The 24877-nt window shown below is 37.6% G+C and carries 22 protein-coding genes; 18 read left to right on the top strand and 4 right to left on the bottom strand.

What is annotated here, in order from left to right; genetic code table 11:
• Nucleotides 1–675: 675 nt before the first annotated feature.
• The 4 genes from BR72_RS06305 to BR72_RS06290 are packed head-to-tail and all read left to right on the top strand — an operon-like array spanning nucleotide 676 to nucleotide 5230.
• On the top strand, nucleotides 676–1953 hold the full coding sequence (locus BR72_RS06305; protein WP_035431011.1) for an NAD(P)/FAD-dependent oxidoreductase: 1278 nt from the start codon (nucleotides 676–678) through the stop codon (nucleotides 1951–1953).
• A gap of 13 nt (nucleotides 1954–1966) precedes the next feature.
• Entirely contained in the window at nucleotides 1967–3439 is a 1473-nt protein-coding gene (locus BR72_RS06300; RefSeq protein ID WP_081904802.1) for an aldehyde dehydrogenase family protein, read from the top strand.
• A 45-nt stretch (nucleotides 3440–3484) separates the two neighbouring features.
• Nucleotides 3485–4903, top strand: coding sequence for an MATE family efflux transporter (locus BR72_RS06295; RefSeq protein WP_035431009.1), 1419 nt, complete (start codon nucleotides 3485–3487; stop codon nucleotides 4901–4903).
• Nucleotides 4904–4948: 45 nt separating this feature from the next.
• Nucleotides 4949–5230, top strand: a complete 282-nt coding sequence (locus BR72_RS06290; protein ID WP_035431006.1) for a cupin domain-containing protein — start codon at nucleotides 4949–4951, stop codon at nucleotides 5228–5230.
• Between the two features lie 211 nt (nucleotides 5231–5441).
• Here the strand turns inward: BR72_RS06290 and BR72_RS06285 are convergent, their stop codons facing one another.
• A complete protein-coding gene (locus tag BR72_RS06285) occupies nucleotides 5442–5996 on the bottom strand; it encodes a TetR/AcrR family transcriptional regulator (RefSeq protein ID WP_035431003.1) in 555 nt (184 codons plus the stop codon).
• 347 nt (nucleotides 5997–6343) lie between these two features.
• Between BR72_RS06285 and tlp the strand changes: the two genes are divergently transcribed.
• Nucleotides 6344–6577 carry a small acid-soluble spore protein Tlp gene (gene tlp / locus BR72_RS06280; RefSeq protein ID WP_035431000.1) on the top strand — a complete coding sequence of 78 codons (234 nt, stop codon included), beginning with the start codon at nucleotides 6344–6346 and terminating at the stop codon, nucleotides 6575–6577.
• A gap of 17 nt (nucleotides 6578–6594) precedes the next feature.
• On the opposite strand, the gene BR72_RS06275 is transcribed toward tlp, so the two are convergent.
• Nucleotides 6595–7884: a glycoside hydrolase family 18 protein gene (locus BR72_RS06275; RefSeq protein ID WP_035430997.1), complete on the bottom strand. Its 1290-nt coding sequence runs from the start codon at nucleotides 7882–7884 to the stop codon at nucleotides 6595–6597.
• A gap of 108 nt (nucleotides 7885–7992) precedes the next feature.
• Here BR72_RS06275 and BR72_RS06270 point away from each other — a divergent pair, with 108 nt between their 5' ends.
• Nucleotides 7993–8412 (top strand): acyl-CoA thioesterase, encoded by a 420-nt coding sequence (locus BR72_RS06270; protein ID WP_035430994.1) that lies wholly within the window; start codon nucleotides 7993–7995, stop codon nucleotides 8410–8412.
• A 26-nt stretch (nucleotides 8413–8438) separates the two neighbouring features.
• On the opposite strand, the gene BR72_RS06265 is transcribed toward BR72_RS06270, so the two are convergent.
• Nucleotides 8439–8729 (bottom strand): HesB/YadR/YfhF family protein, encoded by a 291-nt coding sequence (locus BR72_RS06265; protein WP_035430991.1) that lies wholly within the window; start codon nucleotides 8727–8729, stop codon nucleotides 8439–8441.
• A 107-nt stretch (nucleotides 8730–8836) separates the two neighbouring features.
• Entirely contained in the window at nucleotides 8837–9430 is a 594-nt protein-coding gene (gene plsY / locus BR72_RS06260; RefSeq protein WP_035430989.1) for a glycerol-3-phosphate 1-O-acyltransferase PlsY, read from the bottom strand.
• 262 nt (nucleotides 9431–9692) lie between these two features.
• Between plsY and BR72_RS06255 the strand changes: the two genes are divergently transcribed.
• From BR72_RS06255 to BR72_RS06200, 12 genes are all read left to right on the top strand, one after another.
• Entirely contained in the window at nucleotides 9693–11549 is a 1857-nt protein-coding gene (locus BR72_RS06255) for an anaerobic ribonucleoside triphosphate reductase (RefSeq protein ID WP_035431066.1), read from the top strand.
• Entirely contained in the window at nucleotides 11546–11998 is a 453-nt protein-coding gene (gene nrdG / locus BR72_RS06250; RefSeq protein WP_035430987.1) for an anaerobic ribonucleoside-triphosphate reductase activating protein, read from the top strand. The genes BR72_RS06255 and nrdG overlap by 4 nt, the downstream gene beginning before the upstream one ends.
• 15 nt (nucleotides 11999–12013) lie before the next feature.
• Entirely contained in the window at nucleotides 12014–12691 is a 678-nt protein-coding gene (locus tag BR72_RS06245) for a response regulator transcription factor (RefSeq protein ID WP_035430985.1), read from the top strand.
• Nucleotides 12692–12866: 175 nt separating this feature from the next.
• Nucleotides 12867–14075: a S1C family serine protease gene (locus tag BR72_RS06240; RefSeq protein WP_035430983.1), complete on the top strand. Its 1209-nt coding sequence runs from the start codon at nucleotides 12867–12869 to the stop codon at nucleotides 14073–14075.
• Between the two features lie 72 nt (nucleotides 14076–14147).
• Complete coding sequence (locus tag BR72_RS06235) at nucleotides 14148–14561, top strand: CoA-binding protein (RefSeq protein ID WP_035430981.1); 414 nt, start codon at nucleotides 14148–14150, stop codon at nucleotides 14559–14561.
• Between the two features lie 655 nt (nucleotides 14562–15216).
• Nucleotides 15217–17181 (top strand): DNA topoisomerase IV subunit B, encoded by a 1965-nt coding sequence (gene parE, locus BR72_RS06230; RefSeq protein WP_035430979.1) that lies wholly within the window; start codon nucleotides 15217–15219, stop codon nucleotides 17179–17181.
• A 1-nt stretch (nucleotide 17182) separates the two neighbouring features.
• Nucleotides 17183–19603 (top strand): DNA topoisomerase IV subunit A, encoded by a 2421-nt coding sequence (gene parC / locus BR72_RS06225; protein ID WP_035430977.1) that lies wholly within the window; start codon nucleotides 17183–17185, stop codon nucleotides 19601–19603.
• A 140-nt stretch (nucleotides 19604–19743) separates the two neighbouring features.
• On the top strand, nucleotides 19744–20952 hold the full coding sequence (locus BR72_RS06220) for a branched-chain amino acid ABC transporter substrate-binding protein (RefSeq protein WP_035430975.1): 1209 nt from the start codon (nucleotides 19744–19746) through the stop codon (nucleotides 20950–20952).
• A 66-nt stretch (nucleotides 20953–21018) separates the two neighbouring features.
• A complete protein-coding gene (locus BR72_RS06215) occupies nucleotides 21019–22005 on the top strand; it encodes a branched-chain amino acid ABC transporter permease (protein WP_035430973.1) in 987 nt (328 codons plus the stop codon).
• A gap of 9 nt (nucleotides 22006–22014) precedes the next feature.
• Nucleotides 22015–23298: a branched-chain amino acid ABC transporter permease gene (locus tag BR72_RS06210; RefSeq protein ID WP_035430970.1), complete on the top strand. Its 1284-nt coding sequence runs from the start codon at nucleotides 22015–22017 to the stop codon at nucleotides 23296–23298.
• A 10-nt stretch (nucleotides 23299–23308) separates the two neighbouring features.
• Nucleotides 23309–24085, top strand: coding sequence for an ABC transporter ATP-binding protein (locus BR72_RS06205; RefSeq protein WP_035430968.1), 777 nt, complete (start codon nucleotides 23309–23311; stop codon nucleotides 24083–24085).
• Nucleotides 24085–24813, top strand: coding sequence for an ABC transporter ATP-binding protein (locus BR72_RS06200; protein ID WP_035430965.1), 729 nt, complete (start codon nucleotides 24085–24087; stop codon nucleotides 24811–24813). Before BR72_RS06205 ends, BR72_RS06200 begins: the two co-directional genes overlap by 1 nt.
• The last annotated feature ends 64 nt before the right edge of the window (nucleotides 24814–24877 follow it).

Here is a 24877-nt window from a genome sequence, read left to right as displayed (position 1 = left end):
GAACTCAAACATAGACACGGGTATGATACGGCATCTTCCTCGGGTCTTATTGGCATGCAAATGCAAGGAGCGATGGCAATATTCGCTGTTAACTTAAAACGAATTATGACATTATTAAAAGGGAAACAGTAACAAAAGTATAGAGAGAAAGGCGACCTTTCGTTCAAAACTGAACGAAAGGTCGCCTTTTTTGTTTTACATATGTTTTATGAGATGAAAAACGGAAGTTTTTCAGTGGCCTCCTTTTTAAGTGGTGTACTTTCTTATTTTATATAAATCCAAATTGAAAAGCTGACATAAATTTAGGAGAGGACGAGAGCGTCTGGCCGCGCATAGAAGCGGTCAGGGCCTTTTCCTGCCACATGCCAAGCTTTAAACAAAAGGAGCAGGTCAGTAGCGGCCTTTTTTAAATCAAATAAGGAATTAAATGTATGAGTTACTTATGTAATATTAAGCAATTTAAAATCAAATTAAAAAATTGTTGAATAATTCATTATTTTCAGTATAATTAACAAGTAACTATAATAACATTTTTAGTTACAAGGGTTATAACATTCAATTTCTAATAGAAGATTCCCCATAACTCCAGTAGTAGAACAAATTTCTTACACCTTTTCAATCAATATCTCCACTAAAATGACTCTATTAAACACACAGGAAAAAGGAAGTGATTAGATGAATCAAATGAATACACTCTCTCTATGGAAAGCGACTGCAAACAACTATGAGAAAGGAAAAACTCTAGTAGGAAATGAAGAGGCGGATGTTGTTATTATTGGCGCTGGTTTCACGGGTCTTTCCTCTGCTTATCATTTACAAAAATTAGGGAAGAATGTCATTGTCTTAGAGCAAGAAACGATCGGATACGGTGCTAGCGGTCGTAACGGTGGGATGGTATTGCCGGGCTTTAAGCCAACGATGCAGCAGCTTGCTAAAAAGTATGGTTCTGATGAGGCGAAACAGCTCAATGATCTCTCTTTGTATAGTATTGAGCTTGTAAAACAAATTATTGATGAACATCAAATCAACTGTGACTTTAGAAATACAGGTCACATTGTAGTGGCATACAAAGCTAAGCATTTTGAAGAATTAAAACTTGAAAGCGATTACTTGAATAAAAATTTTGGGTACGAATCAAGAGTACTTGATCGAAGTCAAATGCATCAAGAGATCGATTCACCAGTTTATCATGGTTGCTTAGTCGACGACTTGAGTTACTCGTTCCATCCATTGAATTATGCAATTGGTTTAGGAGAAGCAGCTAAATCGGTTGGTGCAAGAATCTTTGAACATTCTAAAGCATTATCCATCGATTACGGTCAAAATAGTGTGAAAGTTGAAACGGAAAAAGGTTCTGTTATTGCGAAAGACATTATTATGGCAACGGATGGTTACTCTGGAAAGATCATGAATGAACTAAATAAAGGTGTCCTGCCAATTTCAGCACGTATTATTGCAACTGAACCGCTTCCAGAATCATTGTTGAATACTGTCATTCCTCAAGATCGCATGGTTTTTGATACGAGTAGTTTCCTTTACTATTTCCGTCGTACACCAGATAACCGAATTGTATTTGGCGGTGGCGATATTCGTCCAAATTTAGATGATAGCGTATATCAAAAAGTTTACGATGCGATGGTAAACTTGATGCCGAAACTGGCTGGGAGCAAAATTGACTACCGTTGGGGTGGATTTATCGGGGTTACAATTGATACATTCCCGGTTCTCGGTAGATCCAAAGAAGGTGCATATTTTGCAACAGGTTATACGGGCCACGGGGCATCTCTTTCAACATTGTTTGGTAAGTTATTGGCGGAATGGATTGTTACCGGGAGTGCGGGTGGATATCGATTTGAAAAGGAACGTCTAAAATCATTTCCGTTCCATAACCAGAAAACGATGCTTGTAAATATAGCGCACATTGGTTTCAAACTGCTGGATATTTTTGCGTAAAGGAGAGGTACTTGTGAAAATTAACATGTTCATTGATGGAGAATGGGTAGAAGCGTTATCTGGTTCTAGAAGAAAGGTGATTAATCCTGCAACTGGAGAAGTAATCGCAACATCTGCTGATGGATCAGAAGAGGATGCAAAGGTGGCAATCAAGGCGGCACGCAAAGCGTTTGACAGTGGAGTTTGGTCAGATTTATCAGCCGAAGAAAGAGCTGAATATCTATATAAAATTGCAAATCGTCTAGAAGAGAAGGCGGCTGAAATTGCACGTTTGGAAACTGCAAATAACGGTAAGGTTATTCGTGCGACAACCAATGTGGATATTCCAGTGTCGATTCAATGTTTCCGCTATTATGCGGACTTAATCAAAGGTATGAAAAAAGAATCATACACCCGTGCTGATTCTTCGGAAACAATCATTATTCATGAACCGATTGGTGTTTGTGGGCTTATCGTACCTTGGAACTTCCCGCTTATGTTAGCTGTTTGGCAAATTGCTCCTGCACTTGCTGCAGGGAATACAATCGTAATTAAGCCTGCGGAGGTCACTCCTGTAAGTGTATTCAAATTATTTGAAATTATTGAAGAAGTTGGGATTCCCGCCGGAGTGGCAAACCTTGTATTGGGACCTGGATCAAAGGTTGGGAATGAGCTTGCCGAGAGTCATGATGTTGATAAGGTTGCCTTTACCGGTGGAACAAAAACAGGGCAAAATATTATGCACGCAGCTGCGGGAAATATGAAAAAAATTTCACTTGAACTGGGAGGTAAATCTCCACTTATTGTGTTCGACGATGTGGATTTTGAAACCGCAGTCGATAATGCGATGTTCGGTATTTTTCATAATGCAGGGCAAGTTTGTTCAGCTGCATCTCGTCTGCTTGTACAAGAAACAATTTATGATAAATTTGTTGAAAGACTGGCTGAGCGTGCAAATAAAATTGTAGTCGGCAACGGAGAAAGTGAAGAAATTGAAATGGGAGCCCTCACAAACGAGACTCATATGAATGACGTCTTACATTACATTAAGAGTGGAATCGAAGAAGGTGCAAAATTAGTTTGTGGTGGTAAGCGCTTAACAGAAAATGGGCTTGATCGAGGTTTTTTTGTTGCGCCAACGATCTTTGCTGATGTAAACAATAATATGCGTATTGTTAAAGAGGAGATTTTTGGTCCAGTCCTTGTTGTGCAGAAGTTTAAAGATGAAGAAGATGCAATTCAAAAAGCTAATGATTCCATTTATGGATTAGCTGGCGCTGTATTTACTGAAGATATGGACCGAGCAAAACGTGTCGTTAGTAAATTGCGTGCGGGAATTACTTGGATTAATAGTTATCATCTTGCTTATGTAGACGCTCCTTGGGGGGGATATAAGCAAAGTGGAATCGGCAGTGCATTAGGTAGTGCTGGGCTCGAACACTTTATGGAAACGAAACAAATCAATATTCACCAACATGCTAAACCTGTAGGATGGTATGCGAATTAACTTGGCTTAACTTGCTTTATAAATTATTTTTAGGAGGGTATGTGAATGGAGATAATAGGAAATCATCCCTCACCTAAGAAAGAAAAAGCAGAAATAAAGCAAAAGCAAGTAAAAGATTCAACACTAGGAACCAAAAGTATTCCTTTACTATATTTCCGGTTTGCTTTGGCAGGAATTATGGCGAATGCGATTCTTGGAGTGGTATCAGTTGTCGATGGCTATTTTGTTAGTGGCTTTCAGGAGCTGGAAGTAGAAGGGATTGGGATTGGATTTACGGTCATGGTTATTACCCGTATGCTCGGTGTTCTTTTTGGTATAGGAGCCGGAGCGGTCATTTCACTTCGACTTGGAAAAGGGGAAATTGAAGAAGCTAGGAGTATTATGGGGCAAACTTTATGGTTTACTCTATTTGTCTCTATTTTGCTAGCTGTACTTGGATTAGTCTTTGAAAATCAAATCATGATTTTATTCGGAGCAAGTCAGGATGCACTTCCATATGCGGTGCAATATAGCCGGCTATTGTGGATTTCATTGCCAATAACGATATTGGCGGTTGTATTAAGTATTTTAACCAATATTGATGAAAAGCCTGTATTATCAATGAACAGTTGGTTAATTGCAGCAGTTGTTGCGGGAATTACCGAATGGATTATGGTAGTGAAATATGATATGGGGATGATGGGCTCTTCGTGGGCAAATACAATTTCACAATCGATCCCTGCCTTACTAATCTTTTATTTTTGGTTTGGGAAAACAAAGCTTAAGCCAAAAATAAAAGATATGATGATTAGGCTCAAGACAATTGGTGAGGTGGCTTGGACAGGATTTGCATCTTTTTCGAGTCAATTCATGATGTTTTTTGCAATTATTTTTTTCAATAACTTACTGCTAAGCTACGGTGGTGGGCTACACGTTGCTGCTTTCACCATTCAAAACGGTTATATTACAAATTTGCTCGCCTTAGCAGCACTCGGTGGGATGACGGGACTTCAACCAATCATTAGTTATAATTACGGTGCGGGCAATCTTGATCGTGTTAAACAAGCGATTAAGATTGGACTCATTTTTACGGTTGCTTTCTTTTTGATTGCAACAGCATTATTAATTATTTTTGCAGACCCGATTGTATCATTTTTTTCCGGCGGTAATCCTGAATTACAGAAATTGGGCATTTGGACGACAGTTGTATTCAACTCTTTGTTTATGTTTAATGCAGTTAGCTTGCTTATATCTGGTTATTTCGAATCCCAAGAGAGAAACTGGATCGCAACGTTTATTAACGTTAGCAAAATGTTGTTTTTCTCATTCCCATTCATGTTTATTTTCCCGAAATTCTGGGGTGTAGAAGGTGTATGGTACGCAGGTCCTGCTGCAGAAATTCCAGGCGTTCTCATTGCCATATACTTTATAACAAAAGAGTTCAAACGTTTAAAAGATACGAATGTTAAGACAGCACGTTTATAGAATCTATTCCTTGAACATTACCTATAAGAAAGAGAGAGGATTATCATGTTTTTTGCGAAAAAACTTACAGCAGAAGAAGCGAAACAATTAGGTGTTGACACTTGGGAAGCGTGGGTAGGTGAACCTAATAAAGGAACTTGGCATGTAGAAGAGCAGGAAGTTTTCTATGTGACAGACGGTGAAGTGTTTATTGCTGTTGATGGTGAAAGACATCATATTACAAAGGGCTGGATCGTTTCTTTGGCTAAAGATCTTGTTTGCGAATGGGATTGCCCAGAATTTTTGAAAAAGAACTATAAAATGAACTATGAGATCAATTTGAAATAATGTATAATTAGGCGTGTAATCAATCAGCACAGTTAAATACTTTGTCTAAATATTTGTGGCATATGTCAATTGCTTCCTTACTTCGATTATTAAATTCAGAATATTTAAACAAATAAACTTCAAGGTGATTCAGGATGTATAAAGATCTTTTATAAAAACAAAACCGAGCACGGAATGAATGTTCCATGCTCGGTTTTTAGTTTAATTATTATTATGATTTATTTTTGACTAGGCCGAATAATAATACGTCTACAATAGAAGAGAGTGCTTCCGGTAAAGTAATATTATTTTCCATATAAAAACGTCGATCAAAGACAGAATTTGTGGCATCTATAATCAGCTTTACAGCAAGTGTTGGATTGATTTCAATGATTTCACCTTTCTGTATACCTTCTTCGAGTAACAAACGTAGAGCTTCCCACTCATTCAAAGCATCATTTACTCTTTTCCATTGTTCCGGATAATAGCGTTTCATTTGTTCCAACACATTGAAGTCGTAAAATTCGAAATTAGGTAATACAGTACAAATCTGTTTTATTTTTTCAATCAAGCTTAAAGAGGCATTATTCATAATTTGTTCTGTTTCTTCATCGAACTCTGATAACGATTGATCAATAATTAACTCTAAAATTTCAACTTTTGAAGAAAAATGTTGATAAAGGTATCGTTTGTTTACACCAATCCGGTTTGCTAAATCATCCATTGTAAACTTTAGGCCTTTATCATGAATCTCTTCAATAAAAGCTCTTATAATGCGTTCTCTCATTCCAAGTACCCCTTAAATTAGAAATTTGTTGAAAAGGTTATGTAAACTAAGCTAATCTAATCATTTTTCGCACCTTGAAAATCATTTTTCATCTTTGTCTGTGTCATATTCTCTGTTGAAACATTTCCTTATTGACATATAACATCATTCTTTTTAGTAGGTTGGAAGTAAAAAAACTTCCAATTAAAAACAGAAAGGTACACATCTTCCATAATACAGCAGAACGTCCGGTTCGAAAAGGCACTTATATTCTTAATCCATAATGTAGGATCCTTTTTGTATACATAATTAAAGAATTTTTTTACAAACTAATGTTGTATGTAATTTCAATAAAGGAGGAAGACAGGATGCCAGAACAATATAAAACAAGTCCCAACCCAGATGATCGCAGTGATAACGTTGAGAAATTGCAAGAGGCGGTATATAACACAATTGAAAATATGAACGAAGCAAGAGAAGCTGCAGAGTTTTCAAATGAGAAAGACCGTGCAGCGATCGAGGCGAAAAATGAGCGCCGCATGGAAAGTATTGAAGGAATGCGAAAAGAAATTAAAGAGGAAGCGGCATATCGCAATGATTAGGAGAAGGCTGACAATTGTCAGCCTTTTTTTGTAATGGAAAAGTTTTCGGACAGGAGACGCCAATTTTGCGGGAAAGGTAAGCCGATTTTCCAATAACTAATGCCGCGAATTCCTTGTTCTTTAATTAAATTAAACTTACTTTGAACGGACCTAGCGTCTTCAAACCATACTTCATGTTTCACTCCATTTGCATCGTAATAATTGAAATGAGGAGCTTGGGAAATGAAATCATATTGAATTGGGACATTATGTTTCCGGGCTAGTGAAACAGCAGCAATTGAACTAACTGCTTTTGCAGGAGGATTTCCTGGTTTGAATGGAAGAATCCAATCAAATCCGTATAAGTTTTGCCCCATCATAATTTTACGAGGCGACATTTGTGATTTTGCATATTGAATGACTTGTTTGACAGGACCAATTGGAGATACTGCAAGAGGGGGTCCACCTTGCCATCCCCAGTCGTATGTCATAATGACAACGAAATCAACAATTTCACCTTGTGCTTTATAGTCATGAGCTGCAGCAGGTCCCTTTTGAGTTGAACTTGTTTTTGGGACGAGGGTTGTACTGAGCGTATATCCTTTTGGAAGACGTGTTTTTACTTTGCGTAAAAATTGATTATATGCTTCGCGGTCTGCTGGTGCAAAATTCTCAAAATCAAAGTGAATATCACGCATTCCGTATTTCTGTGCAGTTTGTAAAATGTTTGTAATAAACGTATTTTGAATTGTTTCATTGCGTAAAATAACGCTTGTTAATTCGGGACTAAAACTTCCATTTTCAAGATTTGTAATCACGAGCATTGGGATTGTCTGTCCTTGTTTGGCAATTGAAACGATTTCAGATGTTTGTGTAGGTTCTTTCAGTGTTCCGTCACGTTTTGCTTCAAAGCTAAAGTAGGCCAAATAGGTTAAATATGCATTGACCGCTTTGGTGGAAGCAATTAAGCTTTCCTTAATCGGAATTGTAGAGGGCTGTAAGTAGGCAATCGATTCAATAATTTTCTTTGTCCCTTTTGGTACGTAAAGCTGCTGTCCGACTTGAAGTGCGGATTTTAATGATAAATGATTTACTTTTGCTAGGCTAGCGAGAGGGACGTTGTAGGTTAAGGCAATTTTATATAAGCTATCGCCAGGTTGTACAAAGTAGGTATTTCCTTGTGTATTCACAATTAATGCTTGCCCGATGACGAGTGTTTCAGCTGGATTTAACCCATTATCTTTCACGATGGTTTCTGCTGTTGTTCCGTACTGCTTAGCTAATTTATACACATTATCGCCACTTCGTACAGTTATGATTTGTAGCATATGCTCACTCCTTTAAGGAAAAGATCCGCCGCTTCTATTTTATTTTCATATTCTCTGTATTATGATTAAAGGTGTAGAAAGAAATGCAAGTGAGAAGGAGTTAAAACAATGTTTATAGCAGAACAGGAGGTTGACATCCGTTATGCAGAGACAGATCAAATGGGTGTCGTGTACCACGCAAATTATTTAGTATGGTTAGAACTTGGCCGTACGAAATTAATTCAAGATTTAGGGTTTTCGTATGTTGAAATGGAGAATGATGGGATTGTATCTCCTGTACTTGATTTGCAAATTACATATCGAAAAGCAATGCGTTACGGAGAAAAAGCTATTGTGAAAACATGGGTGGAGTCTGTGAGCCCACTACGTGTTGTATATGGCTATGAAATTTATAATGGAAATGGTGAACGTTGTATTACAGCATTTACAACGAATATTTGTGCTAAAAAAGAAGGTTTTCGTCCAGTGTCATTTAAAAAGTTGTACCCAGAGTGGTATGAGACATACGAGAAGATTAAAAAGCAATGAAAAAACGTGGCGTAGGCCACGTTTTTTTATTTTATATAATGAAATTGCGGGAACTCATCATCAGCGTTAAATGTAACAGATAAGTCATGCCCGTCAAAGAACCATTCATCATCGCCTTCGATAAAGAAAGTAATACCATCTTCTTGAAATTGTACAACAGGAGTAGCTGGATCATCTTTACGAATCCCTAATGAAAGACCTTTTTGAACAGTGCTACATCCACCGTATTGTACGAAAAAGCGAAGACAATCGCCTGTTTGTAAACCAAGCTCGTTTTTATACCAGTTTAGTGCTTCTTTTGATACTGAAATGTTCATCTAGTATTCCTCCAACATAATCGCTTTTCTTTTAGTATAAAAAATAACGCAAAAAGAAGCCATTTATATGCTTTGCGTTCTCTTTTTGCGTTATGTGGGTCACAATCTTATTTGTGTTTTTTTGTTAATTTTGCTTTTGGTTCTGTTTTATTTATAATTCGTCCAATATTTGCACGGTGTCTATAAATAACCATACCAGCTAATAAACACATGGCAACAATGAAGATTTTATCCCCGTTTATAATTGCTGCGATAACAGCAACGACAGCTGCTATCATAGAAGAAAGTGAAACGTATCTCGTCGTAAAGAGTAGGGTAAAAAAGACTACAGCCAATACTAAAAAGGTAAGTGGTGCGTAGCATAATAGTACACCAGCAGAAGTAGCAACTGCTTTTCCGCCGCGGAACTTTGCGAAAATTGGGTAAACATGACCAAGTACCGCAGCTAATCCAAACCAAAGCGGATGAACGTTTAATCCAAAAATGATCGGTAGCGCTGTAGCTAATGTCCCTTTTAAAACATCAGCAATTGTAACAATAAAACCCGCTTTTTTCCCTAACGTACGAAATGTATTCGTTCCTCCTAAATTTCCGCTGCCATGTTCGCGAATATCGATTCCATAACCAATTTTTCCAACAACAAGTGCAAATGGAATCGAGCCAAGTAAATAGGCAACGATAAATAAAAGATATGTAAGCATAAGTTCAGTCTCCTTTATTCAAATGTGTTGATAAAGGGTAAAAAGAGTTTTTCCCGTATATTGTACCATACATTTGTACAGATCACATTTCTTTTTTGTAAGATAAAATTTAACTTGGAAATATAAGGGGAAAGTTCAATAGATCTTAAAAAAACTTTCACAAGAATGTTACATTTATCACAGATCCACTCTTACTATATGTAGTATCATTTCTGTAGTAAATGAACAAGATGTTGTTGGGGGTTAAGGAATGAATCGAGAAATGAACAAAAAAAATGAATATGATGAAAATCTAAAGGAGATTTTTGCGAAAATTATTCATGCAAATGAACAAGATTTAATACAAGAAAATGCGAATGTTGACGGTCGATCTCCAATGGGAATGATGGGGAAATTTGCTTCTGAGAGCGCAAGGTATTATGCGATAGAGCAACTGCTTTCTGAGAAAGTGAAACAAGCAATTGATCAAAATGTTTTATATCCACATGATTTAGACTTTTATGCAACAGGTACGACAACTTGTTCACAAATTCCGTTAGCAGAGATGCTTCAAAACGGGTTTCATACAGGGCATGGACATATGAGACAGCCACAAGATATTAAAAGTGCGTTGGCGCTTTCTTCTATTATTTTTCAAGCGAATCAAAATATGCAACATGGTGGACAATCTTTTGCGCTTTTTGACGTGGATTTGGCGCCATATGTGAGAAAAACGTTTGAACGAAATAAAAAACGTTTAGCAACATATCCATTAACAGCTGAGCAAATAGAAGAGTTTGCGTGGAAAGAAACAGAAAATGATACGTATCAAGCGTGTGAGGCATTTATTCATAATTCCAATAGCATGCATAGCAGAGGCGGGGGGCAAGTTCCGTTTATTTCTATTAATTACGGAACAGATACATCAAAAGAAGGAAGATTATTAATTAAACAATTATTACGAGCGACTCAAGCTGGATTAGGAAAAGGAGAAACACCAATTTTTCCGATTCAAATCTTCAAATTAAAAAAGGGAGTAAATTTTGAAGAGAAAGATCCAAATTATGATTTGTTTGAATTAGCTATAGAAACGACGGCGAAACGATTATTCCCTAATTTTTCATTTTTAGATGCACCATTTAATGCAGCATATTATGATGGGCGTCCTGAAAGTGAAGTGTGTTATATGGGATGTCGTACGCGTGTCATGTCTAATATTCATGGAGAAGAAACTGCGATTGGAAGAGGGAATTTATCGTTTACCTCTATTAACTTAGTGAAATTAGCGTGTATTAGTGGTTCTAAAGAAGCATTTTTTGAAGCATTAAATTATTATCTTGATCTAGGTGTTTGTCAATTGTTGGAAAGGCTTGCTTATCAATCGACGAAAAAAGCAAGAGATTTTCAATTTTTATATTCCCAAGGAGTATGGCGCGGTGGCGAAAAACTGCAACCAGAAGATTCTGTAGCTGAAATTTTAAAACAAGGTACATTAAGTATAGGTTTTATAGGTCTTGCAGAATGTTTAGTTGCTTTGACGGGAAAACATCATGGGGAAGACGTAGAATCTTGGAAGCTTGGTTATGAAATTATCGAATATATGAGAAAGAAAATGGACCAAGCAACAGAGGAACATCAATTGAATTTCTCTTTAATTGCAACTCCGGCAGAAGGATTATCAGGAAAATTTATTAAAAAAGATCGAGCTGAATTTGGAACAATTACAGGTGTAACAGATCATAATTATTATACAAATTCATTCCATATTCCTGTTTATTATTCTATTCATGCCATTGATAAAATTCGTTTAGAAGGACCGTTTCACGCACTTTGTAATGGTGGTCATATTACGTATATTGAGCTTGACGGAGCAGCTATTCATAATCAAAAGGCTTTACAGCAAATTGTAAAGGCAATGGCCCAATATGGTGTAGGATATGGATCCATTAATCACCCGGTCGATCGCTGTAAGTGTTGTGGTTATCATGGGATAATTGGAAATGAATGTCCAAGCTGTGAGAATGCAAATGAACATGACTTTGAAAGAATTCGCCGCATTACTGGATATCTTGTAGGAGACATGTCAAAGTGGAACAGCGCGAAGCGTAGTGAAGAAAAGGAGCGGGTGAAACACTCATGAGAGTAATGAGCATCATTCATGATAGTGTGGTAGATGGGGAAGGATTGCGGACAGTCGTATTTTTTGCGGGCTGTCCGCATCGTTGTTTTGGCTGTCATAATCCACAGTCTTGGAATATTTGTAATGGGACTGAGATGACAAAAGAAGAAATCATAAATGAGATTGAAAAAAATCCCCTTACTGATGTAACATTTTCGGGCGGAGATCCATTTTTTCAAGCCGCTGAAATAAAAGAATTGGCAAAAAACGTGAAAAATTTACAAAAAAATTTATGGATTTACACAGGTTATACGTTTGAAGAGATACAGAATTCGCAAAATAATGATATGATAGAGCTGTTGGACTATGCTGATGTACTAGTAGATGGAAGATTTGAGCTAGAGAGTCGAGATCTCACCTTGCCGTTTCGAGGGAGTTCGAATCAACGTATTATTCGATTGAAAGAGTAAAAGGACGGGATAGGATTGAATAAAACAGTTTTACTTGTTGAAGATGAAAGAAGATTACGAGAAATTGTTAGTGATTATTTTCGTAATGAAGGTTTTGAAGTGATTGAAGCGGAAGATGGAAAGCAAGCATTAGAACTGTTTGCGGAACATTCCGTGGATTTAATTATATTAGATATAATGCTACCAGAAATTGATGGTTGGTCTGTATGTAGACGTGTAAGGAAAGAATCAGCCGTACCGATTATTATGCTAACAGCTCGCTCCGATGAAGATGATACTTTACTTGGTTTTGAATTAGGGGCGGATGAATATGTAACAAAACCGTTTAGTCCGAAGATTTTAGTTGCTCGTGCCAAGACATTACTAAAGCGTGCTGACGGTGCAGTAGGGCAAGTGGAGGAAAATATGCTATCACTTGCTGGTATTGATGTGAATCGTTTATCCCGTACGGTAACAGTTGAAGGGGAAGAAGTAATATTAACACATAAAGAATTTGAACTACTTGTTTATTTGATGGAGAATAAAGGAATTGTATTATCTCGCCAACATTTATTAGATCAGCTTTGGGGATATGATTACTTCGGAGATGATCGCACAGTAGACACGCATATTAAGAAACTTCGAAATAAATTAGGAGATAAAGCGAAGCATATAGGTACAGTCATTCGTGTAGGATATAAATTCGAAGAGTAGAAGTTTGAGCTATTTATCCACCTTTATATTGATTGCATGTACAATCTTTTGTATATGTTTTTACAATGAATATGGTAGTATTTTTTTGTTTGGATTTCACGATGAGTTCACAGAAAGGACACACATCGTGTATATACTGAAAATACGATTTCAGCAGAGAGGGGATAAGTAAATTATGGGATACTATGATCAACCAGAGACAAATGAAACTCGGACGGAGATTGTAAAATCAAAAAGCAAAAAAGGATATTTTTTCACAGGGGTTGTCGGTGCTGTGATCGGTGCTGTGACAATTAGCGTTGCGGCTCCGTATATGCCTTGGGTAAATAACAGTGTCGTTTCACAATCAAAAGTACAGGGAACGGTCGTTCCGGTTGTAAATAAGACAAAAGGTGAAACAGATCTTCCTGGTATGATTGAGGGAGCGAAAGAAGTAGTTGTCGGTGTAATTAACTTTCAAAAAAGTGTAGATCCATTTTCTGCCGATCCACAAGGGCAAGAATCTGAGGCAGGATCAGGATCAGGTGTGATTTATAAAAAAGTTGGAAATAAGGCGCTGGTTGTAACGAATAACCACGTTGTTGACGGTGCAAATAAATTAGAAGTAAAGTTAAGTAATGGAACAAAGGTTGAAGCAAAATTAGTAGGAAAAGATCCATGGCTAGATCTAGCTGTCGTTGAGATTGATGGGAAAAATATTAATAAAGTTGCCACTCTAGGAAATTCAGATAAAATCCGTGCGGGAGAATCTGCAATTGCAATTGGTAACCCACTTGGCTTTGATGGCAGTGTAACAGAAGGGATTATCAGCAGTAAAGACCGCGAAATTCCAGTTGATATTAATGGGGATAAACGCCCTGATTGGCAAGCACAAGTAATTCAAACGGATGCAGCAATTAACCCAGGGAATAGCGGCGGTGCACTATTTAACCAAAATGGTGAAGTAATCGGTATTAACTCTAGTAAAATTGCACAGCAAGAAGTAGAAGGAATTGGCTTTGCAATTCCGGTTAATGTCGCAAAACCAGTCATTGATGCACTTGAAAAATACGGTGAAGTAAAACGCCCTGTTATGGGTGTTGGAGTAAGGGGTCTTGAAGAAATTCCAAGCTATGCATTAAGTCAATTAAAATTACCGAAAGATATTACAGGTGGGGTTCTGTTAGCGCAGGTTGAACCAGCATCACCAGCAGAAAAAGCAGGATTGCAAAAATATGATATTGTTGTTGGCTTTGATGACCAAAAAATAGAAAATGCAGTGCAATTCCGTAAGTACTTATACGAGAAGAAAAAAGTTGGCGATAAAATCGAAGTAACAGCGTATCGTAATGGTGAGAAAATAAAGAAAACAGTTACGTTAGCTGCTACTACTAACTCGAATTAATAAAGAAAGTCTCTTTCATGTTGAAAGAGACTTTCTTTATCGGCTATACTAAATGAACAGGAGGGATTACATATGACAATTGAAAATCCAACTCGTACGGAAATTGGAGAGATTTTGAAAAATAGTAAGACGATTGCAGTTGTTGGATTATCTGATAATCCAGAGCGTACTTCTTATATGGTGTCAAAAGCGATGCAAGATGCGGGATACCGTATTATTCCTGTTAACCCAACGGTAGATACTGTATTGGGAGAAAAAGCGGTAAAATCGCTAACTGAAATAAATGAGCCTGTTGATATAGTCAATGTATTTCGTCGTTCAGAGTTTTTAATGGATGTTGCAAAAGAGTTTGTTCAGATTGAAGCGGGTACATTTTGGACACAATTAGGTTTACAAGACGAAGAAACATATCATTTTTTGGAAGAAAAAGGCTATACTGTCATTATGAATCGCTGCATTAAAGTTGAGCATGCAATGACAAGGTAAAGTGAAACTTTAATCAGTGGAAAGCTTTATCTCCCGCTGATTATCAGCCCACACCAATCGGGCTTTATCCCCCATCTAACTTTTTAAGAAAAGTGGAAGCGGCTTGCTCAGAATCGCAGGATGCCTACGCACAAGGCAGAGAGGCGCTTTTACCTCGTCTGAGGGGGCGAAATGACCGGAGATTCTAGCTGCTAGAGCTGGACAACAAAGAAATGTGGAACTGGACAATGCTTTCGTCTAATCTTGAGGTGGGGGTATTACTGCCCGCGAATAGCGGGATAAGTCTTATTTGTGAAATTTATTAGGTTCCTATTCATATAATAAGGAAAAGAAGATGGACGAGGTGTTCATCATGAAGTTTTTAAAGGTTGTTTATGGGGATTGCTGCTTGTCACTCCATTTTGGATGATTATCATTTTGTTGATTATAAAATGGTGGAAGATGTAGTTGTTTTGGAATACATATCCATGTTTCGTTTGACAAACAATTACTTTTCTGAAATAGTAGCGTAGAGGAATCCTTGTGACAAACAAGGATTTTTCTTATGAAAATAGTATATAAAAGACATAACGTGACTTGCCAAAAGTAAGGAAAAGGCGTTATTCTATAATAAGAAACATACGTTCTGATTTTTGGATAGGAAGGGGCAAGGAGTTTGGCTAAGCGTCAGTTTCAATATGATGAAGATGCAATTCAAGTGCTAGAGGGGCTTGAAGCCGTTCGAAAACGACCGGGTATGTATATCGGGAGTACGGATAGCCGTGGATTACATCATTTAGTATATGAGATCGTAGATAATTCAGTTGATGAAGCGTTAGCGGGATTTGGCGATGAAATTAAAGTGATCATACATAAAGATAATAGTATAAGTGTAGTAGATAAAGGGCGGGGTATGCCGACAGGAATGCATAAGCTTGGAAAGCCTACACCAGAAGTTATTTTAACTGTACTTCATGCTGGTGGTAAATTTGGACAAGGCGGTTATAAAACAAGTGGTGGATTACACGGTGTTGGTGCCTCCGTTGTAAATGCACTGTCTGAATGGCTTGTTGTTACAATTAAACGAGATGGTTATGTATATGAACAGCGCTTTGAAAATGGTGGTGTTCCGGCTACGACACTTGAGAAGATTGGGAAAGCGAAAGATACTGGGACAACTATTCATTTTAAACCAGATCGAACAATTTTTAGCACAACGAATTATAACTATGAAACGTTATGCGAAAGATTACGTGAATCAGCATTTTTATTAAAAGGTATGAAAATTGTTCTTCAAGATAAACGTAACGATTTGGAAGACGTTTTTCATTATGAAACAGGAATTGAAGCGTTTGTTTCATATCTAAATGAAGAGAAAGATTCTTTACATCCGGTTGTATATTTTACTGGAGAACAAAATGGTATTGAAGCAGAATTAGCTTTTCAATTTAATGATGGGTATTCGGAGAACATTCTTTCCTTTGTAAATAATGTACGTACGAAAGATGGCGGTACGCACGAAGCAGGGTTTAAAACAGCGATGACTCGTGTTTTTAATGAGTATGCGCGCAAAGTTTCTTTGTTAAAAGAGAAAGATAAAAATTTAGAAGGAACGGATATTCGTGAAGGATTAGCTGCAATTGTTTCCATTCGTGTTCCTGAAGAGTTGCTTCAATTTGAAGGGCAAACGAAAGGGAAGCTTGGAACAAGTGAAGGACGTTCAGCCGTTGATGCTGTTGTATCAGAGCATTTAGCGTATTTTTTAGAAGAAAATCCAGACGTGGCAACGCTTCTTGTGAAAAAAGCAGTCAAAGCAGCGCAGGCGCGTGAGGCAGCAAGAAAAGCGCGTGAAGAAGCACGAAGCGGTAAGAAGAAAAAACGCTCAGAAGGAACATTAAGTGGTAAGCTGACACCAGCACAATCACGTAATCCGCAAAAGAACGAGCTTTATTTAGTGGAGGGCGATTCTGCAGGTGGTTCAGCAAAGCAAGGACGTGATCGTCGTTTCCAAGCTGTTCTACCACTTCGCGGAAAAGTAATTAATACAGAGAAAGCGAAACTAGCGGATATTTTCAAAAATGAAGAGATTAACACGATTATTTATGCGATTGGCGGCGGTGTTGGAACAGAATTTTCAGTTGAAGATATCAATTATGACAAAATTGTTATTATGACCGATGCGGATACAGATGGAGCGCACATTCAAGTTCTGCTATTAACTTTCTTCTATCGTTATATGAAGCCACTTATTGAATCGGGGAAAATATTCATTGCCCTTCCTCCTTTATATAAAGTAAGTAAAGGGACAGGAAAGAAAGAAGTCATTGAATATGCTTGGTCAGATGAAGAGTTAGATGGCACGATAAAAAAGGTTGGTAAAGGTTATACAATTCAGCGTTATAAAGGTCTTGGTGAAATGAATGCAGATCAATTATGGGAAACAACGATGAATCCAGAGACACGCACATTAATTCGCGTGAAAATTGATGATGCTGCAAGAGCAGAACGACGCGTGACAACATTGATGGGTGATAAAGTAGAGCCTCGTCGTAAATGGATTGAACGCAATGTTCAGTTTGGTATGCAAGAAGAAGGCAATATTCTAGAAAATGAAATGATTATGGCAACGGAGGTGGAATAACATGCAGGCAGAGAAGTTTCATGACCTCCCGCTTGAAGATGTGCTCGGCGATCGCTTTGCACGTTATAGTAAATATATTATTCAAGATCGTGCGCTTCCAGATGCGCGCGACGGTTTAAAACCAGTGCAACGCCGCATTTTATATTCCATGTATGTGGAAGGAAATGTTCACGATAAACCATTTCGTAAATCCGCAAAAACAGTTGGTAACGTAATTGGTAACTATCATCCCCACGGTGATTCTTCCGTGTATGAAGCAATGGTGCGTTTAAGTCAAGATTGGAAAGTACGAAACGTATTAGTTGAAATGCATGGAAATAATGGTAGTGTCGATGGTGATCCGGCGGCAGCAATGCGTTATACAGAAGCTCGTTTATCACCGATTGCGTCTGAGTTATTGCGTGATATTGATAAAGAAACAGTGGAATTTGTTTCAAACTTTGATGATACAAGTGAAGAGCCAGTTGTATTACCAGCTATGTTTCCCAACCTTTTAGTGAACGGATCTACGGGAATTTCAGCTGGTTATGCAACTGAAATTCCACCGCATCATCTTGGCGAAGTTATTGATGCGACGATGATGCGCATTGATAAACCAAACTGTAATGTGGATGAATTATTAACGGTCATTAAAGGACCAGATTTCCCAACAGGCGGAATTATTCAAGGCCTTGATGGTATTAAGAAGGCGTATGAAACAGGAAAAGGAAAAATCATCATTCGCGGAAAAGCTGAAGTGGAAACAATTCGCGGTGGAAAGCAGCAAATTGTTATTACAGAAATTCCTTATGAAGTAAACAAAGCGAATCTTGTTAAGAAAATGGATGAACTTCGTTTAGATAAGAAATTAGATGGAATTGCTGAAGTGCGTGACGAAACAGATCGTACAGGTCTGCGAATTGTTATTGAATTGAAAAAAGATGCAAATGCAGAAGGTATTTTAAATTATTTATATAAAAATACAGAACTACAAATACCATACAATTTCAATATGGTAGCGATTTATAATCGCCGTCCAACCTTGATGACACTTCCGAAAATTTTAGATTCTTATATTGGGCATCAGAAGGAAGTCGTAACAAGGCGCTCACAGTACGAACTAAACAAGGCAGAGAAACGTCAACACGTTGTTGAAGGTTTAATGAAGGCCCTCTCTATTTTAGATGAAGTCATTGCGACAATTCGTACTTCAAAGGATAAGCGTGATGCAAAAGATAACTTAATTGCAAAATTCTCATTTACAGAAGTACAAGCAGAAGCAATTGTGTCGCTTCAATTGTATCGTTTAACAAACACAGATATTACAGCTCTTGAAAAAGAGGCTGAAGAATTACAGCAGAAAATTTCAGAGTTACAAGCTATTCTTCAAAGTGAGAAGAAGCTTCTTCAGGTCATTAAAACAGATTTGAAGAGGGTTAAGAAAACGTTTAGTAACGATCGTCGTTCTGTGATTGAAGAAGAAATTGAAGAAATTAAGATTGATGTGGAAGTCATGATTCCACAAGAAGATGTGATTGTGACAGTAACGAAGGAAGGTTATGTAAAGCGTACAAGTTGGCGATCTCATAATGCTTCCAATGGAAAAGACTTCGGTATGAAAGAAGGCGACTTATTATTAGATCGCTTTGATACGAATACGACGGAAACCATTCTTTTATTTACAAACAAAGGGAATTATATTTATCTTCCAGTATACGAAATGCCAGATATTCGATGGAAAGATTTAGGACAGCACGTTGCGAATATCGTTTCGTTAGACCGTGATGAAACGCTCGTCTTTGCAACTGTTGTTCCGAATTTTGAGGAAGAAAAGCGATTTATTATGTTTGTCACTAGAAATGGCATGATTAAGAAAACAGAATTGAATCAATATAAAGTGCAGCGTTATTCACGTGCATTTGTCGCGGTTAATTTAAAGAAAAATGATGAAGTCGTCGATATTTTTGTTACAGATGGAACGAAAGATATTCTACTTACAACACATGGTGCCTATGCACTTATTTTCAATGAAGAAGAAGTAAGCCCAGTTGGTGTGAGGGCAGCTGGTGTGAAAGGAATGAATGTGAAGGAAGATGACTACGTTGTATGCGGTCTTCCCGTTAATTCTGAAAAAGACGCGCTCGTTCTCATTACACAGCGGGGGGCAGTAAAACGATTAAAAGCAGCAGAAATTGAAAAATCAACAAGAGCAAAGCGTGGTCTTGTTATCTTTAAAGAATTGAAAAAGAATCCATATCGAATTGTCGGTGTGGAAATTGTTCGAAATGATGAAGTAGTTTGTATGCGGACAGAAAAACAAGTAATAGAACAAATAGATCCGCAAACACTTCGGAATAAAGATCGTTATAGTAACGGAAGTTTGTTAATAGATGTAAGCGATGTTGGTCATGTTGTGGAAACGTGGCCGCAGAAAAAAGAATAGTAAGAAAAACCCCGATTCTCTATAGGAGTCGGGTTTTTTTGTCTGAATTTGTCTGAGGAATGGTGTTGTACAAATTAGACACTTCTATTATTATTTAACTAAATATTTTAAATCTTCAGAAAAAATGACGGAGGTATATGATGATAAAAAAGAAGAACTTTGCTTTGGTTCTTTCGGCGGTATGTATGTTTGGTTTATTGACAGGATGCGGCAATAAAACAAATGGTAATACTGATACAACAAGTACGGGATCTGGGAATGGAAAGGTCATAAAAATTGCGACGCAATCACCGCTCTCTGGTGGGTCTGCAACGCAGGGAGAAGCAATTAAACTTGGTGCACAATTGAAAATAGAAGAACAAAAAGAAGAGTTTAAAAAGTTAGGTTATGAACTACAGCTTGTGCCATATGATGATCAAGCTGATCCGAAAAAAGGTGTTGCGAACGCACAAATTATTGGTGCTGATAAAGAAATACTCGGTGTCGTTGGACATATGAATTCAGGCGTTGCAATTCCATCGTCTGAAGTGTATGAGAAAAACAATGTTGTTATGGTATCGCCTACAAATACTGCTGTTGAAGTAACGGATCGTAATTTGAAAGCAGTAAATCGTATATGTACAAGAGATGATTTTCAAGGTCCTGCTGGGGCGGCGTTTGCGCTACAAACACTGAAGGCGAAGAGCGTTTTTATTATTGATGATAAAACAGCTTATGGAACAGGTTTAGCAAAAGCGTTTAAAACAGAAGTTGAAAAATTAGGTGGAACGATTGCAGGTTATGAATCCATTACGGTAGGAGAAAAAGATTTTAACGGTGTATTAAATAAAGTACTCGCAAAAAAACCAGATTTAATTTTCTTTGGTGGTCTATATGCAGAAGGTGGACTGTTAGTGAAGCAAGCGCGTGAAAAAGGTCTTACGATTCCGTTTATGGGCGGTGATGGTATGGATTCAGCAACGATGGTAGAAATTGCGGGTACCTCTATTGAAAACACATATTACACGTCTATCGCTGCTGATCCGAAAACAACGGAAAAAGGAAAGAAATTTGCAGATAATTATAAGAGTAAATTTAATAAAGAGGTAGAAGGATATTCAGCTTATGGGTATGATGCTGCGGGTGTACTATTGCAAGGGATGAAAGATGCGATTAAAACAAATAACAATAAAATGCCAACAAGGGAACAAGTACGCGATGTTGTTCGAAAAACAAATAATTTTGAAGGAGCGGTAACAAAAGTAGGGTTTGATAGCAAAGGTGATAATAAGTTTGCAAAAGTATATATTTATAAATTTGCAGAGCAAAAATATCCAGGAAGACAAGAAGGAGAAGTAGAGAAGAAGTAAAGTGATATGGGTACGGTACTTATGTTCCGTACCTTTTTTAGAGAAAAATAAAAGGGAGGAATTTTAATGTTTGGAGAAATAATGCATACACTTCCTCAAGTGCTAATTGACGGATTAACACTTGGTGCAGTGTACGCAGTTATTGCGTTAGGATATACGATGGTATATGGGATATTAGAACTTATCAATTTTGCTCATGGAGAAATTTTTATGATGGGTGCTTTTATTGGCACAACAATTTTCCTTATCTTTATGGGGTTTGGCCTAATGACGGTTATGCCAGCTTTGCTAGCGTTGTTACTTGTTTTAGTTGCAACATCTCTTATCACGGGTTTTCTTGGGATGGGGATAGAAAGGGTTGCGTATCGACCGCTTCGAAAAGCACCGAAACTTATTACGTTAATCACAGCAATTGGTGTATCTTTTCTACTGCAAGATATCGTTCGCTTTATCGCTGAATTAAAAAAAGGAAATTACATTATAACAGGTCCCACTTTATTTAATGATCAAATTACACTACAGGCTTCAGCAATTCTGTCTATTTTTAATAACGCCAAGCTTAAAAGCTCTTCACTTATTCTCCTCGTACTTGCGGTTATAATGATGCTCTCTTTAGACTTTTTCGTCAATAAAACAAAGTGGGGAATGGCGATGCGTGCTGTTGCGCAAGATCGTGAAACTGCTTCATTAATGTCGGTAAATGTGAATAAAGTAATTTCTCTTACGTTTTTTATCGGTTCCGCACTCGGCGGAGCAACAGGTGTCCTGTTTGCTGTCCAATATGGAACAATAGATCCGTACATTGGCTTTATTTTAGGCCTAAAAGCTTTTACGGCAGCTGTATTAGGGGGCATTGGTAATATTCGAGGTGCAATGGTAGGCGGTATATTGCTTGGACTGCTAGAAATGTTTGCGGCTGCAAATTTATCCATTATATCTTCTGGAATATTGGGAGCTGAATATAAAGATGTATTTGCGTTTGGAATTCTTATTCTCGTATTGATTTTTAAACCAGAAGGAATTTTCGGCAAAGCAGTTGCCGAGAAAGTGTAGGTGATGATCATGAAAAACTGGTTCGAAACGATAAGGGAAAATACGAAGATGCAACTTATACTATTAGTCCTTTATATAGGGATTACTGCTGCAAGTTTATATTTTGCCCAAAAGTCAGTAACAGCATTTCTACTACTACTATTGTCTCTTTTATTATTGTATTTTACAAATTTTCATAGTAAATGGAAATGGTTAATAGGGCTATTTGTATTAGTAATATTGCTTCCATTTACAGCAAGTGGCGGTCCTGCTTATCAATCTTATATGGAAGTGGCAACATTAGTTGGAATTTATATTGCAATGGCGCTCGGGTTAAATATTGTTGTTGGCTTTGCGGGATTACTAGATTTAGGATTTGTTGCTTTTTTTGCAATAGGAGCCTACACATACGGTATTTTTGCGACAGCTCAAGCAAATAACTTTATGCCATTTGGTCAATATCCACTGTCAGGAGAAAGTTTTTGGATTTTCATTTTGCTAGGCGGTTTTATTGCAGCAGTATTTGGAGTCTTACTTGGTATCCCGGTTTTACGTGTGAAAGGTGATTACTTAGCGATTGTGACACTTGGGTTTGGGGAGATTATCCGGATTATCTTTAATAATTTAGATAAACCGGTTAATATTACAAACGGTGCAATGGGCTTATCTTCCGTAAAACCACCTTCCTTATTTGGGTTTACATTTTTACAATCAAGTCAAGTGTACTACATTGTACTCGGTATTTTATTACTCGTAATTTTTATTGTAAAACGGCTAGAGTTCTCGAGAGTAGGCCGTTCTTGGAAGGCGGTTCGTGAAAATGAAATTGCCGCTCAAGCGATGGGAATTCCACTTGTGAAAACAAAGTTGTTAGCATTCGCAATCGGTGCATCATTTTCAGGAATGATGGGTGTTGTTTTTGCTGCGAAACAAACTTTTGTCGATCCAACAAGTTTTACATTACTAGAGTCGATTACCATTCTTGTTATGGTATTGCTTGGTGGTATGGGGAGTGTACCTGGTGTTATTTTAGGAGCAGCTGTTATGACAATTTTAAATTTACAAGTACTTACTGAATTAACAAACTGGCTAAACCAATTAAACTTAAGTGGAGCGGTTACAATTCCGGATGCACTATCTCCAGCTAAAATGCAACGTTTCATCTTTGGTGGAATCTTAATTTTATTTGCTTTGTATCGACCGCAAGGACTTATACCTGCGAAAAATCGGAAATTTAACGAAGAGCAATTGAAAATAGATAGGATAAAACAAGTCGAATCGAAAACACAAAAAGATAATGTATTTGGAGCCTAGGGGTGAGAATATGACGATTTTAACAGTGCGAAATATTACAAAACGTTTTGGTGGGCTCGTTGCAGTAAAAAGTGTTGATATGAAAGTGAAAAAAGGATCCATTACAGCTGTAATTGGACCGAATGGAGCAGGGAAAACGACGTTCTTTAATATGGTAACAGGCGTGTATAAACCAGATGAAGGTGACATTCTACTTGGAGAAGAGAAGATAGCTGGTTTGAAACCGCATGATATTTCAAAACATGGTATTGCTCGTACGTTTCAAAATATTCGTCTTTTTAACAATATGACGGTGCTTGAAAATGTAATGGTTGGACTACACAATCATTTGGAAAGTAATCTTTTTGGGATTCTGTTACATTTGCCAGGAGTAAAGAGAGAAGAAGAACGAGCGCAGCAAAAAGCATATGAGCTTCTAGATTATGTTGGATTAGCTCACTTGTTAAATGAGGAAGCGCAAAATTTACCGTACGGGGCACAGCGGCGCCTTGAAATTGCAAGGGCGCTTGCAGCGAAACCGCAAGTATTGCTACTCGATGAGCCAGCAGCCGGAATGAATCCAAAAGAAACAAAGGAATTAACAGCTCTTATTTATCGTATGCGTGAAGAGCTAGATATAACAATTGTATTGATTGAACATGATATGAAACTTGTCATGGAGATTTCTGAGCATATCATTGTATTAGATCACGGGGGAAAAATTGCAGAAGGAAGACCAGAAGATATTCGAAGCAATCCAAAAGTTATCGAAGCGTATTTAGGAAAAAGCGCAGTGTTAGAGAAGTAATGCGGAATAAAAGGGAGGGGAGTAATTTGCTAGAGCTTACAAATATAAATGCGTATTATGGTGGCATTCACGCGTTAAAAGGCATTAATATTTCTGTAGGAAAAGGTGAAATTGTTACGCTTATTGGATGTAACGGGGCAGGGAAATCAACGACATTAAAGACGATTAGTGGCCTTGTTATACCGAAGTCAGGAGAAATTTCGTTTGAGGGGAAACAAATTACGAAACAATCTCCGCACGTAACAGCTTTATCCGGAATTGCTCATGTACCAGAGGGAAGACGTATTTTTTCACGCCTCACCGTCAAAGAAAATTTGGAGATGGGAGCATTTTCAGTAAAGGATAAAAGAATAGTGAATGAACGGATGGAGCGTACTTTTCACTATTTTCCAAAGCTGAAAGAGCGGCTAGAGCAAAAGGGCGGCACGATGAGTGGTGGTGAACAGCAAATGCTTGCAATTGGACGTGCGCTAATGAGTGGGCCTCATTTACTTATGCTAGATGAACCTTCAATGGGACTGGCGCCAATTATTGTTGAGCAAATCTTTGAAATTATTTCAGAGCTCAATAAAGAAGGAATGACAATTCTACTTGTTGAACAAAATGCGTTTCAAGCGTTGCAAATTGCGCATCGGGGATATGTGATTCAGACCGGAGAAATTAAAATGGTAGGAGAAGGAAAATCATTGATGCATAATGAATTTGTGAAAGAAGCGTATTTAGCATAGGATGAGGGCTGTCCTAAGTAGGGCAGCTTTTTTGTATGTTAATCTATATAAATTCATTATAATG

The sequence above is a fragment of the Bacillus sp. UNC322MFChir4.1 genome (assembly GCF_000746135.1).
Taxonomy (GTDB): Bacteria; Bacillota; Bacilli; order Bacillales; family Bacillaceae_G; genus Bacillus_A.
The sequence above is the reverse complement of the archived record's forward strand: the minus strand, read 5'-3'. Positions and strand labels throughout refer to the sequence as shown.